The organism is Maledivibacter sp., from assembly GCA_025210375.1.
Lineage (GTDB): Bacteria > Bacillota > Clostridia > Peptostreptococcales > Caminicellaceae > JAOASB01.
The window spans coordinates 81,665-97,510 of sequence record JAOASB010000002.1 but is presented as its reverse complement, the minus strand read 5'-3'; the positions used below and the strand labels follow the sequence as shown (position 1 = coordinate 97,510).

The window sequence follows — 15,846 nt, the reverse complement described above, 5'->3', positions numbered from 1 at the left end:
TTCCAGTTAAACAGTTAATTTATACACATCAAAAATCCTTAGAATCATCGGATATTTTGAGATGTATAAATTAAGTTTAACTTTGGGAAATCTATATAGATATTCCAGTTAAACAGTTAATTTATACACATCAAAAATCCTTAGAATCATCGGATATTTTGAGATGTATAAATTAAGTTTAACTTTGGGAAATCTATATAGATATTCCAGTTAAACAGTTAATTTATACACATCAAAAATCCCTAGAAACATCGGATATTTTGAGATGTATAAATTAAGTTTAACTTTGGGAAATCTATATGCCATACACATAAAGACATATTTATAGTTTATAAGTTCTAAAAAAGCTAGAAAAATAGTGGTCTAACGACCACATAAACATTTAAGAATACTGAACAATATATAAAATTACATAGACAATTCGATCTTGGGATCTTCATTTGACTTTCTATATAAAACAAACTTTCTTCCTATGGCTTGAACAAATTCAGAACGAGTTAATTTAGCAACTTCATTAGCAGCCTCCTTCGTATCAAGAATACTGTTCTTTTGTATACTCACCTTAACTAATTCGCGGGCTTCTAATACATCATCCAACTGCTTTAAAAAACCTTCTGATATACCTTCCTTACCTATATAAGCGACAGCTTCAATATTATTAGCTAATCCCTTCAAATAAGATCTCTGCTTACTTGTTAGCAAATAAATCCTCTCCTTATTAAATATTAAACATTATACGGTTTTAGTCATAGTATTCAAATTCGATGTCATATATCTTTACTGTATCACCATCATCAATACCAAGGGTTTTGAGCTCCTCAAAAACACCACGTTTTTTTAAGATGCTTTGGAATCGTCTTATTGAATCTATGTCATTGAAATCCGTTGAATATACTATTTTATCTAATGCTTTTCCTTCTACTATATAAATATTATTTTCTTTTCTTATAATTAATTCGTCTTCCTTCACTTTTTTCTCCATGGTAAATACTTGATGCTCGGTTTCTATAGTCTCCACCGGCTCATCCTCAATCTTATCAAGTAACTGTGTTATGTAAAGCATTAATTCCCTTACACCCTTATTAGTAGCCGCTGAAATAGGAAACACTTTGTAGCCTCTTTCCGTCATCAATTCTTCAAATTCCTTGAATTTATTAGTGTCGTCTAAGAGGTCTATTTTATTTGCCGCAATTACCTGTTGTCTAGAGGCTAAAGTAGAATTAAATAATTCTAATTCCTTATTTATTTTTTCAAAATCTTCAATAGCATTACGCCCTTCAACCCCCGATACGTCAACTACATGTATAAGAAGCTTAGTTCGTTCCACATGCCTTAAAAATTCATGTCCTAATCCAACGCCTTCATGTGCCCCCTCTATAAGCCCAGGTATATCTGCTAAAACAAAGCTTTTACCTTCTACCACATTTACCACCCCAAGATTTGGTTTGATAGTCGTAAAGTGGTAGTTAGCTATCTTTGGAGCCGCCTTGGTAACAACAGAAAGCAATGTGGATTTTCCAACATTAGGGAATCCCACGAGTCCCACGTCGGCTAAAAGCTTAAGCTCTAGCACTACCCATCGTTCTTCCCCATAATCTCCTGCCTCCGCAAAGTTAGGTGCTTGTCTGGTGGAGGTTTTGTAATGAACATTACCCTTACCACCCTTCCCACCCTTAGCAATTACTGACTTTTGTCCATGCTCAGTTAAATCCGCTAAAACTACACCGGTTTCTTCATCCTTAACAATAGTTCCAGGGGGTACCTTTAAAATTAAATTTTCTGCATCCTTACCAAATCTGTTTTTTCTTTGACCATTTTCTCCTGAATCAGCAATATACTTGCTTTTATATCTAAAGTCCATTAGAGTTTTTAACCCCTCATCAACTTCAAATATTACGCTAGCCCCACGTCCGCCATCTCCCCCATTTGGGCCACCGGCTGGGACATATTTTTCTTTACGGAAGGAAACAGCACCGTTTCCACCTTTACCACCTTTAAGAAATATCTTTGCTTTATCTACAAACATTTTCATCACCTTTTAATATGTACACGTATTTTTTAATTATATAGATTTCCCAAAGTTAAACTTAATTTATACATATGAAAATATCCAATGTTTCTAGGGAGCTTTGATGTGTATAAATTAATTGTTTAACCGGAATATCTATATTATAGAGTTCCAAGACGTAAGTTTCAAGTCTATAAGTCATTTTTATGTCTTTAAAAACATTATTTTCATTTTATCTTACTAATATACTTTTAATAGAGCAAATTGCATAATTACGTCCTACAAAAACCATCTATAGATATTTTCAGATAACATCCCTATAAAGCACATGAAAAAAATAAACAAGCAAAATGACTAGTTTATTTTTTTCATGTGCCTAAATATAAAAACCCATACCTTAAGTATGGGCTTTCACTCAAATTATTGTGCAGCAGCTTCATCTACAGGATATACACTTACCTGCTTTTTATCTTTGCCTTTTCTTTCGAACTTAACTACACCATTTACTTTAGCAAAAAGAGTATCGTCTCCGCCTTTTCCAACATTGTTCCCTGGATGTATCTTTGTTCCTCTTTGTCTAACTATGATACTTCCAGCATTAACAAATTGTCCGTCTGCTCTTTTAACTCCGAGTCTTTTAGATTCACTATCACGACCGTTTTTAGAAGAACCTACTCCCTTTTTACTAGCAAAAAGCTGAAGATTCATTTTGAATAGCATGGCTTCACACCTCCTCATCTTGAAGCGTTATATATTCAGGATATATTTCTATAGTACCTTTTATTCCAATCAGCATAGTATCAATGATTATATTAGCTTTTTCTCTTTGCTTTACATCAATGTTATCTGGAATCCGACATGAAATCAAACCTTCATCCATTTCATATGTAACATCTATATTGGCAACTTCATACAAAGCTAATACCGCTGTTTGACTAAGAATAGATATACTAGCGCATACTATATCCTTACCAAACTCATCAAAATTGGCATGTCCATTGACACTAAAATATATTATATTATTTTCTTCGTTTCTATTAATCTTAATATTGATCATATGGATTAACCTTAAGCATTAATTTTTTCAATTTTTATCTTTGTATGGGGTTGACGATGGCCTTGTTTTTTTCTATAGTCCTTCTTAGACTTGTATTTAAATACAATTACTTTTTTGCCTTTACCTTGCCCAACTACAGAAGCCTCAACCTTTGCACCCGCAACAAATGGAGTTCCTACAGATAGTTTACCTTCATTTGAAACAACTAAAACTTTGTCAAACTCAACAGTTTCACCAGCAGTTGCTTCAATCTTCTCGATAAATAGAGTATCACCTTCTTGAACTCTATACTGCTTTCCACCAGTTTCGATAATTGCGTACATCCTTACACCTCCTCAATCCAGTCTCGCCAAATCTAGGTACTTAAAGTTTTAAAACCCGATTCGAGCGGCTACCAGTGAACATCAAACATCTAGCTCAATATCCACAACATATACATGTTATCATAGCTAAAAAGGAATGTCAATAGAGGAAATTGCATATGCGAATATCATCCTTAATTTGAATATTTAAGATATAGCATATTTGGTGGTATAGCTTTGAAGATTTTCAAACTACATGTATTAGATGGTTTTTATAGAAAGTAATTATGCAATTTGCTCAATAAAATATTATAATGGTTTTTAACCCTATTTATAAATATAATTTCCCCTATTTATTTAAAATATCCTTTATCACACTTAATCTACCCATTTTCTTTATTTCATAATGATTAGAATGAACATCGTCTTTTCCTTCAATGAAAATCTTTAGATTCAACGTTTTTTCTAGTTTCTCTAAATATTCATTCATATCATTGTGTAGTATCCTTTCAACATCCTTATTTAAGTCTACTATTACGGCTTCTGAATTGGTATGTAAGGATATTCTTTTTAGTTCATGCTCCAAATTGTTTATAACTGTTTCTGGAGTAAGTACTAATCCCAGGCCATCACAATATGGACATTTTGTTTCCAATATTGAGCTAATACGATTTCGAACCTTCTTTCTTGTCATTTCCACAAGCCCTAGTCCAGTCATACCTACCACATTAGTTCTAACTCTATCCTTAGATAGCTCATCAGTTAAAACATCAAGTATCTCTTGATCATGATTTTTATTCACCATATCAATAAAGTCTATTATAATAATTCCACCTATATCCCTTAATCTAATCTGCTTAGCTATTTCCTTTGCAGCCTCTTTATTTACCTTAACAATTGTTTCAGATAAATCATTGACCCCAACATACTTTCCTGTATTAACATCTATTATTGTCATGGCTTCCGTCTTGTCAATGACTATATATCCTCCATTTTTAAGCCATACCTTCTTGCTCAATGCAGATTTAATCTGTTTCTCTATTCCATAGTAGCTAAATATATTTATACCTGGATCAAAATACTTTACTCTTTCCCTCAGCTTAGGAGAGATTAAGTCCACAAATTCCAAAATCATATTATAGTTCTCTTTATCATTTATAACTAGCTCTTCAATATCATCCGTAAAAAAATCTCTAATAGTTCTATGTATTAAATCTAAGTCCTTATACAATATTTTTGGTGGAAAGCCTAGTTTTTTTTCTTTTTCGATTTTTTGCCAGAGTCTTAAGAGATATTTTAAATCCTCTTCTAAATCACTTTTTCCCTTATTTTCTGATTCAGTTCTTATTATTACACCCATATTTTCAAGCTTTATTTCTTCTACTGTTTTTCTTAACCTATCTCTTTCATTTTCATCTTCAATTCTACGGGATATCCCTATATAGTCAACTTCGGGCATGAATACCAAGTATCTTCCAGGAAATGAAAGATGTGTTGTAACCCTAGCCCCTTTACTATCCATAGGTTCTTTAGTTATTTGAACAATTATCTCTTGTCCATTTTTTACCACGTCTTTAATTAAAATATCTTTAAAGGCTTTTTTCTTTTTATTAAGTATTTCCTGGGGAATTGCATCCTTGACATATAAAAAGGCATTTCTTTCTAAACCTATGTCCACAAATGCAGCTTGCATTCCAGGCAAAACATTTTTTACTCTCCCCTTATAGATATTTCCAACTAGTCTTTTTAAGTTTTTACTTTCAATATAATATTCAGCTAATTCACCACTTTCCAGTATTGCAACCCGACTCTGGCCAAGACCCGAATCAATTACTATTTTATTCATTGCTTCCCCACCTTAACTATTAGATTGTTCTATCAATGGGAACCATTGATTTATTTTCCTTTGATGAAAATATATCTAGTCTATGTATCTTTAATTTATCTAAATCTATTTTAATTTTTTCCAACTCCACAAGCTTATTTACTAAAACTTCTGGTTTCAAATTTCCTTGACTTCCCGTGGATACAGTTAACTTAAGGATTATTTCATTATCTTCCTTTGCTAAAACTATTATACTTTTAATATAATTTCTTATATTTATTATCTTCTCCTTTTTCCTTTTACCAATCTTCTTATAAAGTATTTCCTTTTTATCTAAAAAGGCTTCAATAATCCTATCTATTTCCCCTGAATCATAGAATTCTTTCGTTACACACTTAACAATATAAGTAGCATCTTCAACTATACTCATAAGTGCTTTACTCTTTGGATCAATATATTTGCACTTAATAAATTCTATGCCCTTTGGAAGTTCAATATTAACTTTGTTTTTAAAATCATCAATATCAATTTGATCTTGAATCTCTACAGTTAAATATTCACCTTCACTAGAAACACCTACAGACAGTGGTGCAGCAAAGGATATCTTAGGATGTGGATTAAAGCCTTGGGAGAATTTTAGGGGTATATCTGCTCTTCTAAATGCCCTCTCAATTACACTTATCAATTCCAAATGGGAAATAAATTTCATTCTGTCTTGTTTAGTAAATTTGGTTAGAATTTTACACATTAGCAAACACCGCCTATAAATCCATTATTTATTCCACAACCTGTGCAACCTAATCTACAGTCCTTAGTCAATTTTTCTTCCTTGGACTTTTCATTTTCATTTATTAAATATTTCTTGGATACCCCAACATCAATATGATCCCAAGGCAGTATTTCATCATATTTTCTAGCTCTATTTGCATAAAAAGCAGGATCAATTCCACATTCCTCAAAGGCCTCCATCCATTTATCATATAGGAAATACTCTTGCCATCCATCAAATTTGCAACCTTTTTCAAATGCTTTAATTAGAACACTGCCAATTCTTCTATCACCCCTTGCAAATACGGCTTCAAGAAAGCTTGTCTTAGAATCATGGTAGTTATAAGTAATATTTCTATGCTTTAATTTGCTTTTTAAATATTGCTGTTTCTCTACCAAGGTTTCAATTGCATCCTGGGGTTCCCATTGGAATGGAGTAAAGGGTTTAGGTACAAAGGAAGAAGTACTAATAGTAACCTTCAAACCCTTACTTCTATTTTCCTTTGGAGTGTTGTAATAAGTATCTACTACCTTTCGTCCTAAATCTGCTATTCCATCTAAGTCTTCGTAAACCTCAGTAGGTAATCCCATCATAAAATATAATTTTATAGTTCCCCAACCAAGTCCAAAGGCATTTGTTACTGCATCTATCAGGTCTTTTTCTTCTACCCCTTTATTAATAACATCTCTAAGTCTCTGGCTGCCTGCTTCTGGAGCAAATGTTAGTCCCGTCTTCCTAATTTTTTGAATTTCCTCTATTAGCTTTAGTGAAAAGGAATCTAGTCTCAAGGAAGGCACGGAGACTCCTATTTTTTTATTTAGATATTTATCTATTAAACCCCTTACTAACTCATGCAGCTCGGAATAGTCACTTGTACTAAGGGAGGATATAGAAATTTCTTCATATCCGGTATTTTTTAAAAGCTTATCAGCTAGTTCTAGTACTTTATCAGATTTTCTTTCTCTAATAGGCCTGTATATCATTCCTGCCTGACAAAATCTACAACCCCTTGTACAGCCTCTAAATATTTCAACCATAGCCCTATTATGTACAACATCTGTAAAGGGAACTATAACCTTTTCAGGATAAAAAACATTATTAAGGTCTTTTATAATTCTCTTTTTTATTTTAACAGGGTAATCCTCATTTTTAGGCTTGAATCCTTTGATTGTTCCATCTTCATTATATAGGGCCTCATAAAAGCTTGGAACATAAATCCCTTCTATTTTACTTATTTGCTTTAAAAACTCTTGTTTTTTGAAGCCCTTGCTTTTTAAGCTTTTATAAACATCAAGAATCTCAATTAAAACCTCTTCGCTTTCGCCTAAAACAAAGAAGTCAACAATATCCGCCAAGGGTTCAGGATTATAGGCACAGGGGCCTCCAGCTAAAATAATGGGACATGATTCATCCCTTTCACTGCTTTTCAAAGGTATTTTCCCAAGATTTAAGATATTTAGTATATTGCTATAGCTAAGCTCGTATTGTAGCGTGAATCCAATCATATCCAGTTCATTTATTGCACTATGAGTTTCCAGAGTGAACATTGGTATATCTTCTTTTCTGAGTATTTCTTCCATATCAATCCACGGAGCAAATATCCTCTCACAAAATACATCATCTAATTGATTAAGTAGATTATAGATTATATGCATACCTAAATGGGACATACCTACCTCATATGTATCTGGAAACCCAAATCCATATCTAATGGTATTGCCATTTATTTCTTTTTCAAAGCTATTTATTTCTCCCCCAATATACCTACTAGGTTTCTCTACTTTGTTTAAGATTTCTTCTATTCTTTCATTCATTGATGCTCCTCCTTGAAATAACACGTTTATCTTTAGTATTGCATTATTGTATATTATACATGCTTTTTAAGTACAAAGATACTAATTTCAAATATTTAAATTGTTTTTCTTATTAAACATTTTAACATCTTTTAACAACTATTAATAGGCTTTATTACTATCAATATGGGATATTACATGTCCAAGGTGTAGTTAGATATTTTTCTAGATACCTGTGACGCTGTAATCCATATATAATTGTGGGTCAACGGCATCATTGTCAATCCAAAGCTCAAAATGTAGGTATGAACTTTGTAAACCACCTAATTCACCAATTCTTTGTCCCCTAATAATACTTTCCTTTTCTTTAACAAATATCCTGTCTAAATTGCTATATATAGAAAAAATATCCTCGCCATGACTTATCTTGACAAATTTTCCTAGGCTTTCACTTTCACCTATCATTTCCACTACCCCGTCATCAGCAGATTTTACTATCTTCATATTTATTGCCTTTACATTTATGCCCCTTTGAAATGTATTTTTTTCCGTAATAGAATTATAGTTTTCTCCATAGGAAGATATTACTACACCTTCTATAGGGCGAGCCATTTCTACCTCCCTGGTAAATCTATTAAAAACGGGCACAGCTTTAACTGTATAATCCTTTATCTTTACAGCATATTCTTTTAATTGGTCTATACTATCTTTATAATCGAACTGTGCATACATAGCTTCCTTTATCATTGATGTGGTGTTGTTTGTTAAAGGAGTATTAATACTTTTAAATATTATTATTAATAATACTACTAAGATTGATACTAATATTTGAGTCAAGACTCTCCTATATATACTAGAAGACTTGTTGTTTTTCATTTTGGATTTATACTTGCTATATCCATAATAGCTTTTTCTTTGTCTATTTGCCATATTTCTTCTATATGACTTATCCATAATTGCCCTCCTTATGTTTAATGAGTTATTATAATATATTTTTAAAGAAGGACATTTATTACCAAAATATAGTACAAAGCTATTTATAACTTCTATAGCTATTCCAGTTAAACAATTAATTTATACACATCAAAAATCCCTAGAAACATTGGATATTTTGAGATGTATAAATTAAGTTTAATGAAATATTACTCCACACAAAATAAAAGACTTCCTATTCTATAGGAAATCTTCTATATACACTCTAGGATAAACATTAGTTTATACATATGGAAATACCCTATACTTCTTAGGGGATTTCTGATATGTATAAATTAAAGCTTTGACTGGAATTTCTATCGTATAAAGGTATTTCATATTTTAATTAAAAGCAAATTATATCAAAATCTTATCTTTTTATTTCTCATGGATACATTGAGGACCAAACCTAAAGCAACCATGCTTGTTATCAAAGAACTTCCCCCATAGCTAAGAAATGGCAATGTCACTCCAGTAACGGGCATAATTCCTATAGTCATCCCAATATTCTCGATTATTTGAAAGGCAAACATAAATGTAATACCAGTAACAACTAATAATCCATAGACATCCTTAGCATTTTTTGCTATCTTCATCATTTTATATAAGAAAAGAAAATATAGGGATAGTATTACCGAACAACCTATCAAGCCTAATTCTTCACCTAAAACTGCAAATATAAAATCAGTCTCTTGAACGGGCAAAAAATCTCCCCTATGAAATGTTCCTTTAAATATTCCTTTACCATATAGCATTCCTGAACCAATAGCAGTTTTTGACTTGTCCACATGCCAGTTCAAAGTAGTATCAGATGGATTAAGAAAAGCATCTATCCTCTTTCTTTGATGATCTTCCAAAAAATTATATACCAATGGCATAGATGAAATACCTATTAAGCCTCCATATAATACTAGCTTTATATTAATCCCGGCAATAAAAAGCATCCCAAAGGCAATAATTATAAACACCAATGCTGAACCTAAATCCGGCTGCTTTAAAAGTAATAATATAAAGGGTGAAATAAATAATACCGGTCCAATTATATCCTTGACACTATCAAGCTTATCAAACTTTATCTCTAAATACTTGGCAAAGGACAAAATAAACCCTAGCTTAGCTACTTCCGATGTCTGAACATAAATTTTCCCAAATTTTATCCAGCTCCTAGCTCCACCTTTAATTACTCCAAGCCCCGGAATATAAACTGTCAATAGTAATAATAGGGCTATAATATACAAGGGCTTATATGCATTACCAAAGTTATTATAATCTATAGTCAAAGTAGCCATTATGGCGAATATTCCAATTATAAATGCAACAATTTGAATCTTAGGCTGCCTTTTTATACCTTTATTAATTATTTCTTCTATATTGTCTTTAAATGTCATATCCTTTGATAAATCAATAAGATTCGTCGCACTGGTAATTATCACCAATCCGATAAGAAATATTAATATTACTATTCCTATCAATCCATAGTCAATATTTTTGATTAGTCTTCTTTCAAACATAATGCACCTCATTTAACATAACCTATACTGAATTATAACATAAAAAAATACTCCCACCAATATTAATAATAACATATTATATGCAAATTTATACAAATGATAAAATTAAATAATAACCTTATACAAAATGTATAGTTTAAGAATTCCAGAAACCATTGGATATATATTATGCAATTTCCTCAAATGAAAATGGATATCTTAAAATAACAGATTTATTTGTTATTTGAATTCCACTGACTTGGCATTTATAATTAATCCTAATGGAACCAAAGGGATTTCAAAACCCAAAATTTTATTTATTTTGAAATACTAAAGTGCAAAGCTTAAGGGATTGTCTTTTGAGACAGTCCCTCTAAAAGTCTAATTTATCTATTTTTCATTTTCTTTATTGGAATATTTGCAACAAGTGCAGGCATAACTCTTTCATCGTTTCTTTTTGTTTTTGTGATTCTTATGTCCAATCCTTCCTCATCTATCTCCATGTAATCAGATATCACATTAAGCAAATCTCCTCTTACCATCTCCAAGAAATTTTCAGAACAATTTGTTCTATCATGTACCAATACTAGTTTTAACCTTTCCTTTGCGACATCTTTACTTGTTCCGTCATCCTTACTAAAAAATTTAAATACATCTAGCATATGTTAACCCCCCTTATTTACTTATTCCAAACAATTTAGCGAGCTTAACCATAAACCCTTCTTGTATATCTAGGTCCATAAATGGTACATCGTCTCCTGTTATTCGTCTAGCAATATTTCTAAAGGCTTGTCCAGCCATAGATTTTTCTTCCTTTGCTGCCGGCTCCCCTTTGTTGGTAGATATTACAATATACTCATCATCGGGCACTATTCCTAAAAGGTCAATTGCAAGAATATCCGTCATGTCCTCTATATTCATCATATCTCCCTTTTTTACCATTTCTATTCTTATTCTATTTATTATAAGCATAGGATTGGTCAGTTCAGCGGCTTCTAAAAGTCCTATGATTCTATCGGCATCCCTAACAGCAGATATCTCTGGAGTAGTAACTACTACGGCTCTATCTGCTCCAGCTATGGCGTTTTTAAAACCCTGCTCAATTCCTGCTGGACAATCAACCAAAACGTAGTCAAATGTTTCCCTTAGCTGATTGCATAAATCCTGCATCTGCTTTGGAGAAACCGCTGTCTTATCCTTTGTTTGTGCAGCAGGTAATAAATAAAGTCCTTCAAATCTCTTATCCCGTATTAATCCTTGTTTTAGTCGACAAACTCCCTCAACTACATCCACAAGATCATAAACTATTCTATTTTCCAATCCTAAAACAACATCTAAGTTTCTAAGCCCTATATCAGCATCAATAACAACAACTTTTTTACCTAAAATCGCAAGACTTGCACCGATATTCGCGGTAGTTGTTGTTTTACCAACACCACCTTTTCCAGATGTAACAACAATAACTTCGCCCATGACAATTACCTCCAATAAAATATTTTGTGGTTAGTTTCTTTTTATCATTTATACCGACAGCTTCCCCCAACGCCCTCACTCAACATTAAAATAAAGGTATATTGGCTATAGAGGAAATTGTATAACTCTGACTTGACTAAGCCTAATATGGGAATATCATCCTTAATTTGAGCATTTAAGATATAGCATATTTGGTAGTATAACTTTATGGCTTTTAAAACTATATATAGTAGATGATTTCTGTAGAAAGTAATTATGCAATTTACTCCATAGATATGTAGAACTTATCTATTTTTTGTTAGATAGGGTTCAATATGTATTATCTCATTTTTCACAAAAGCCCTTTCTGGGTATTTAGGATTATAGGAGCCGTTATCGGGAGCCCTTGCTATAAATTTCCCTATTCTTAGTTGAGTGGGAAGTAATCTTAAAGCCGATACAAAGGCTTTATTATTACCATTGGCACCTGCATGTGCAGTTCCCCTCAAGTATCCCATCACAACTATATTTCCATAGGCTATAACTTCTGCTCCTGGGTTGACATCACCCATAATTACTACATTACCTTTAAACTCAATTTTCATGCCTGATCTCAGTGTAGTCTTCACAAACTTTGTGATACCTTCGTCTAATCCATTAAAAACCTCTTCTTTTTTATAACATCTAACAGGCTTTTCTACCATAATCATTCCAAATTTATTATTCATTATATCAATTATTTCACTTTCTTCATTACTGCTTAAACTTTTTCCCTGAATTCCAGCAACTTTAGCCCCCATAAAGAAATTTTTGGTTTTTTCCAGTCTTTCAATTAATTGTTCCTTCAGTTTCTCATATTCACAAGCTTCATTCAAATGAATTATTAAACCATCCTTTGTTCCCTTAAATTCTATATTGCTGTTTAAAGCCATTTAATGCAACCTCCATATTTAAAGCTAAAATGTATAGTCTTATAGGTTAATATAATTAAACCAGAATTAATGTCATAAAATCTTAAGCAATTATAATTATTATTCTTCAATGAATTGCATATTCCTGCTTTTATAATAGGATTTTTATTATAAATAATGCTGAGGCACTATATACCTCAGCATTTTAATTGGTTCCCTCTATATTTCCAATTTCTTCAATTGCCTCTTCCACATTTTCATCCGATTCTTCACTTTCAACCTTCAAGTAGGTACCAATTATTTCCTTGGCTATGGGGGCACCATAGCCACCGTGACCGCCTTGGAATAGTAATACTACAACTGCAATCTCAGGTTTCTCGTAGGGGGCAAAGGATACAAACCATGCAAAGTTGTCATAGTCCCTTTTAAACTGGTCAATTCTTGCATCGGTTACATTATCCCTAGTCAAGCTTTTTATGGCTTCCCTCATTATTGACCCTTCGTCAAAATAACCACGTGTTAATTTATTGATTATCTCACTATTTACTCTATTCTTTCTACCTTTAACTTCTTCAATATCTTTATTAATTTCTTCTTTTGATTTTTCACTAGTAGCTTCCCCATATTGCCCTTGTAGTGATGAAATTTGTTCTTGAAGCTTTTCTAATTTACCTTGTAATTCTTCTAATTCCTTCTTCCGTTCTTCAAATATTCTTGAAGACTCAGTTGTGATTGTATTTAATGAAAGTCTAGGAGCTATATCCTTCAAATGTTTTTTTAGATATTCCACCTCATCTAATGGAGGTATTTTCCCTTCTCTCTGGGCCGTTCCAGTTTTTCCTGCAACCCCCTCAAATCCATGAAAAACAGCCCTAGCTGTACCAGTTGTGGTAACTCTTTTCATACCTTCCTTTATATACTTTAGATTCTCATCGTTATTTAAAGCTACCTTTTGATTGCTATATGCCTTAGACTGTTCTACATGGCCTACTTTTTTTATTAAAGTCAATTCATTTAGATACCCTCCATTAGCAATGGCTGATATGTATCTAGCCATCTGAACAGGTGTATATGCATGGGAACCTTGACCAATTGCCAGGTTAAAAGCATCTCCTTCTTTAAAATCCATTTGATTGAAATAGTCAAACTTTATGATATCAGCTAGTGGAGCTACTTTATTCTCTTCTATGCCAATTCTATTTAGTCTTCTTATAATTTCACCCCTTGAAGGATTCTCATCGCCCCAACCTATTATTTCATCTATACACTCTTTTAATTTGTTCTCATCATTTAATATATGTGCAGGAAAATAATCTTCACTAATATTATAGAGTCTTCTTTTTAAGTATATTAATGTAGTCACTGATTTTTTATCTGGATCCGGGGCTCCAGGTGCTATTTCGGATATTTCTATCCCCGTACTATCTCCTAAACCGAATAATTTCGCGTAATCAATAAGTTTATAAACATTCATATCTATTCCTAAAGGCTTATCCTTGTAGTAATCATATCCATTGACAACATCATACATATAATAGTTACAAGAATTTTCTATTGCACTAACTACATCAACATAACCGTGGGAGGCACCTGGATGAGCATTCCAAAGCCAACATCCAAAGGTTTTTGCTCCTCTTTTTATTACTCCTCCATCATAAAGCTTTCTATTTGGATCAAGTCCTTGATCTATAGCTGCTAAGCCGGTAATCATTTTGAAAATTGAGCCTGGCTGCACAGCAGTAATAGTAGCAATATCTAGAAGTGGACTTGGAGCTATAGGATCTCTTTTATTTTCAGGCTGCAAGCTTTGCCAATCCTTACTGGATATGCCCGTGGCAAAAAGATTAGGATTGTATGATGGATAACTTGCTAACGCAAGTACTTCACCAGTATTTACGTCAGTAACAACAACAGCTCCTGCTTTTGCATTTGGAAATGCATCTTTATACTTATAGTCACCCCATTTACTTTTAAAGATTCCACCTTTTTGGATCTCATCAAGGGCATACTTAAGAGATTCCTCAGCCACCCTTTGTAAATCCGAATCTATTGTCAGATATATATCCTCACCGGGCTTGGGTTTTTTTTCATAAACTAGCTCTTTAACCGTTCTACCATAGGTATCAACTTCAACGGATTTTACTCCATTTTTTCCTCTAAGCTGTAGTTCAAATACACCCTCAATTCCTGTTTTACCAATAATATCATTTCTAGAATACCCATTATCTTCTACATATTTCTTTATCTCGCTTTTATAGGATATCTTCCCAAGATACCCAAGTATATGAGCAGCTAATTTCCCATTAGGATAATGTCTTTTAGGTTCTATAGCTACTCCAACCCCTGGCAAATCCATTCCCTCTTCTTCTATTAGTATTGCAGTTCTTTCAGATATATCAGTAGCTATACTTAATGGCTTATACTGCAAGTATCCCTGCTGCTTTAAAGCATGTCTTATAGTCAAAATCTTTCTCGCATCTACATCAGAGTACTCATCACTTATTTTATATTTTTTTCTTATTTCCCTAAATGCTTCTCTAGCATCTATATTAGTATCCAGCCTATAACTATTCAAAAAGCTCTCTTTTTTTATCTCAGGCAAAAACTTCATTTTGCTAATAGAAATAGGAGGATTTATACCCATGGCTATTAAATATTCTTGAGCCTTAATTTTATCTATGTTCTCAATAGGTATGTTTTTAGAAACTATCTTATTAAAAACAGCCTCCGCATCCTTTAAATTTTGGTATTCTTCTCCTAAGGACTCTAACCAATCATTAATCTCCAAATCATAAGAATAAATGTACTGTCCATCTTGAATCAATATTGGAAATTCAATATGATTTTCAGAATTCTTATCCAGTATATTCATAATTTTTATTGCAACCTTATTAAGCTCTTTTTTAGGCAATTCACTTCTAACTAATTGGACGGTGAAGCTAGAAACATTGCCGGCTATAAGCACACCATTCCTATCCCTTATTTCACCCCTTGGCGCTACTATGGGAATATCCTTCTTGCGTATATTTTCAGAATTTTCCCGCCTTTTTTCACCTTCAACAATAGTTAAATTGGAAAGACGTACAAAAATAATAAGGAAAATTATCACAAACCCAATAATGACTTGATTATTTCTATCCTTTAGTTTATCCAGCATATTTTTCCTCCAAACCCATATAAACAAATTGCATATTTGCCACCTAATCATCACTACTAAATATTCATTTATAATCTATATACGATTATGCTAAGTTAATATCCCGATTT

Annotated in this window: 14 protein-coding genes; all 14 read right to left on the bottom strand. The window is 32.5% G+C overall.

All coding sequences use genetic code 11. From position 1 onward, the window contains the following. Window positions 1-408 precede the first annotated feature (408 nt). Window positions 409-702, bottom strand: a complete 294-nt coding sequence (gene yhbY / locus N4A68_00660) for a ribosome assembly RNA-binding protein YhbY (protein MCT4562828.1) — start codon at window positions 700-702, stop codon at window positions 409-411. 40 nt (window positions 703-742) lie between these two features. Continuing rightward, window positions 743-2,026 (bottom strand): GTPase ObgE, encoded by a 1,284-nt coding sequence (obgE, locus tag N4A68_00655; GenBank protein ID MCT4562827.1) that lies wholly within the window; start codon window positions 2,024-2,026, stop codon window positions 743-745. 402 nt (window positions 2,027-2,428) lie between these two features. Then, a complete protein-coding gene (gene rpmA / locus N4A68_00650) occupies window positions 2,429-2,728 on the bottom strand; it encodes a 50S ribosomal protein L27 (GenBank protein ID MCT4562826.1) in 300 nt (99 codons plus the stop codon). A 4-nt stretch (window positions 2,729-2,732) separates the two neighbouring features. Then, window positions 2,733-3,065: a ribosomal-processing cysteine protease Prp gene (locus tag N4A68_00645; GenBank protein ID MCT4562825.1), complete on the bottom strand. Its 333-nt coding sequence runs from the start codon at window positions 3,063-3,065 to the stop codon at window positions 2,733-2,735. A gap of 11 nt (window positions 3,066-3,076) precedes the next feature. Then, window positions 3,077-3,388 carry a 50S ribosomal protein L21 gene (gene rplU / locus N4A68_00640; GenBank protein ID MCT4562824.1) on the bottom strand — a complete coding sequence of 104 codons (312 nt, stop codon included), beginning with the start codon at window positions 3,386-3,388 and terminating at the stop codon, window positions 3,077-3,079. 328 nt (window positions 3,389-3,716) lie between these two features. Further along, a complete protein-coding gene (locus N4A68_00635) occupies window positions 3,717-5,213 on the bottom strand; it encodes an Rne/Rng family ribonuclease (GenBank protein ID MCT4562823.1) in 1,497 nt (498 codons plus the stop codon). A gap of 19 nt (window positions 5,214-5,232) precedes the next feature. Beyond that, the gene (locus N4A68_00630) at window positions 5,233-5,940 is read right to left on the bottom strand and encodes a TIGR03936 family radical SAM-associated protein (protein MCT4562822.1); all 708 of its coding nucleotides are present in this window, start codon (window positions 5,938-5,940) and stop codon (window positions 5,233-5,235) included. Continuing rightward, window positions 5,940-7,775, bottom strand: a complete 1,836-nt coding sequence (locus tag N4A68_00625; GenBank protein ID MCT4562821.1) for a TIGR03960 family B12-binding radical SAM protein — start codon at window positions 7,773-7,775, stop codon at window positions 5,940-5,942. Before N4A68_00625 ends, N4A68_00630 begins: the two co-directional genes overlap by 1 nt. Before the next feature lie 204 nt (window positions 7,776-7,979). Further along, window positions 7,980-8,708, bottom strand: a complete 729-nt coding sequence (locus N4A68_00620) for a M23 family metallopeptidase (GenBank protein ID MCT4562820.1) — start codon at window positions 8,706-8,708, stop codon at window positions 7,980-7,982. Between the two features lie 380 nt (window positions 8,709-9,088). Next, the gene (rodA, locus tag N4A68_00615) at window positions 9,089-10,237 is read right to left on the bottom strand and encodes a rod shape-determining protein RodA (protein MCT4562819.1); all 1,149 of its coding nucleotides are present in this window, start codon (window positions 10,235-10,237) and stop codon (window positions 9,089-9,091) included. A 365-nt stretch (window positions 10,238-10,602) separates the two neighbouring features. Next, window positions 10,603-10,878 (bottom strand): cell division topological specificity factor MinE, encoded by a 276-nt coding sequence (minE, locus tag N4A68_00610; GenBank protein ID MCT4562818.1) that lies wholly within the window; start codon window positions 10,876-10,878, stop codon window positions 10,603-10,605. 13 nt (window positions 10,879-10,891) lie between these two features. After that, window positions 10,892-11,689, bottom strand: a complete 798-nt coding sequence (gene minD / locus N4A68_00605) for a septum site-determining protein MinD (protein MCT4562817.1) — start codon at window positions 11,687-11,689, stop codon at window positions 10,892-10,894. Between the two features lie 284 nt (window positions 11,690-11,973). Continuing rightward, window positions 11,974-12,600 carry a septum site-determining protein MinC gene (minC, locus tag N4A68_00600; protein ID MCT4562816.1) on the bottom strand — a complete coding sequence of 209 codons (627 nt, stop codon included), beginning with the start codon at window positions 12,598-12,600 and terminating at the stop codon, window positions 11,974-11,976. 184 nt (window positions 12,601-12,784) lie between these two features. Then, on the bottom strand, window positions 12,785-15,736 hold the full coding sequence (locus N4A68_00595) for a penicillin-binding transpeptidase domain-containing protein (GenBank protein ID MCT4562815.1): 2,952 nt from the start codon (window positions 15,734-15,736) through the stop codon (window positions 12,785-12,787). Window positions 15,737-15,846 lie beyond the last annotated feature (110 nt).

What these genes read in the sequence shown, in the direction of transcription:
- obgE (MCT4562827.1), bottom strand. Translation starts at nt 2,026, where the DNA reads ATGTTTGTAGATAAAGCAAAGATATTTCTTAAAGGTGGTAAAGGTGGA.
- rpmA (MCT4562826.1), bottom strand. Translation starts at nt 2,728, where the DNA reads ATGCTATTCAAAATGAATCTTCAGCTTTTTGCTAGTAAAAAGGGAGTA.
- N4A68_00645 (MCT4562825.1), bottom strand. Translation starts at nt 3,065, where the DNA reads ATGATCAATATTAAGATTAATAGAAACGAAGAAAATAATATAATATAT.
- rplU (MCT4562824.1), bottom strand. Translation starts at nt 3,388, where the DNA reads ATGTACGCAATTATCGAAACTGGTGGAAAGCAGTATAGAGTTCAAGAA.
- N4A68_00635 (MCT4562823.1), bottom strand. Translation starts at nt 5,213, where the DNA reads ATGAATAAAATAGTAATTGATTCGGGTCTTGGCCAGAGTCGGGTTGCA.
- N4A68_00630 (MCT4562822.1), bottom strand. Translation starts at nt 5,940, where the DNA reads ATGTGTAAAATTCTAACCAAATTTACTAAACAAGACAGAATGAAATTT.
- N4A68_00625 (MCT4562821.1), bottom strand. Translation starts at nt 7,775, where the DNA reads ATGAATGAAAGAATAGAAGAAATCTTAAACAAAGTAGAGAAACCTAGT.
- N4A68_00620 (MCT4562820.1), bottom strand. Translation starts at nt 8,708, where the DNA reads ATGGATAAGTCATATAGAAGAAATATGGCAAATAGACAAAGAAAAAGC.
- rodA (MCT4562819.1), bottom strand. Translation starts at nt 10,237, where the DNA reads ATGTTTGAAAGAAGACTAATCAAAAATATTGACTATGGATTGATAGGA.
- minE (MCT4562818.1), bottom strand. Translation starts at nt 10,878, where the DNA reads ATGCTAGATGTATTTAAATTTTTTAGTAAGGATGACGGAACAAGTAAA.
- minD (MCT4562817.1), bottom strand. Translation starts at nt 11,689, where the DNA reads ATGGGCGAAGTTATTGTTGTTACATCTGGAAAAGGTGGTGTTGGTAAA.
- minC (MCT4562816.1), bottom strand. Translation starts at nt 12,600, where the DNA reads ATGGCTTTAAACAGCAATATAGAATTTAAGGGAACAAAGGATGGTTTA.
- N4A68_00595 (MCT4562815.1), bottom strand. Translation starts at nt 15,736, where the DNA reads ATGCTGGATAAACTAAAGGATAGAAATAATCAAGTCATTATTGGGTTT.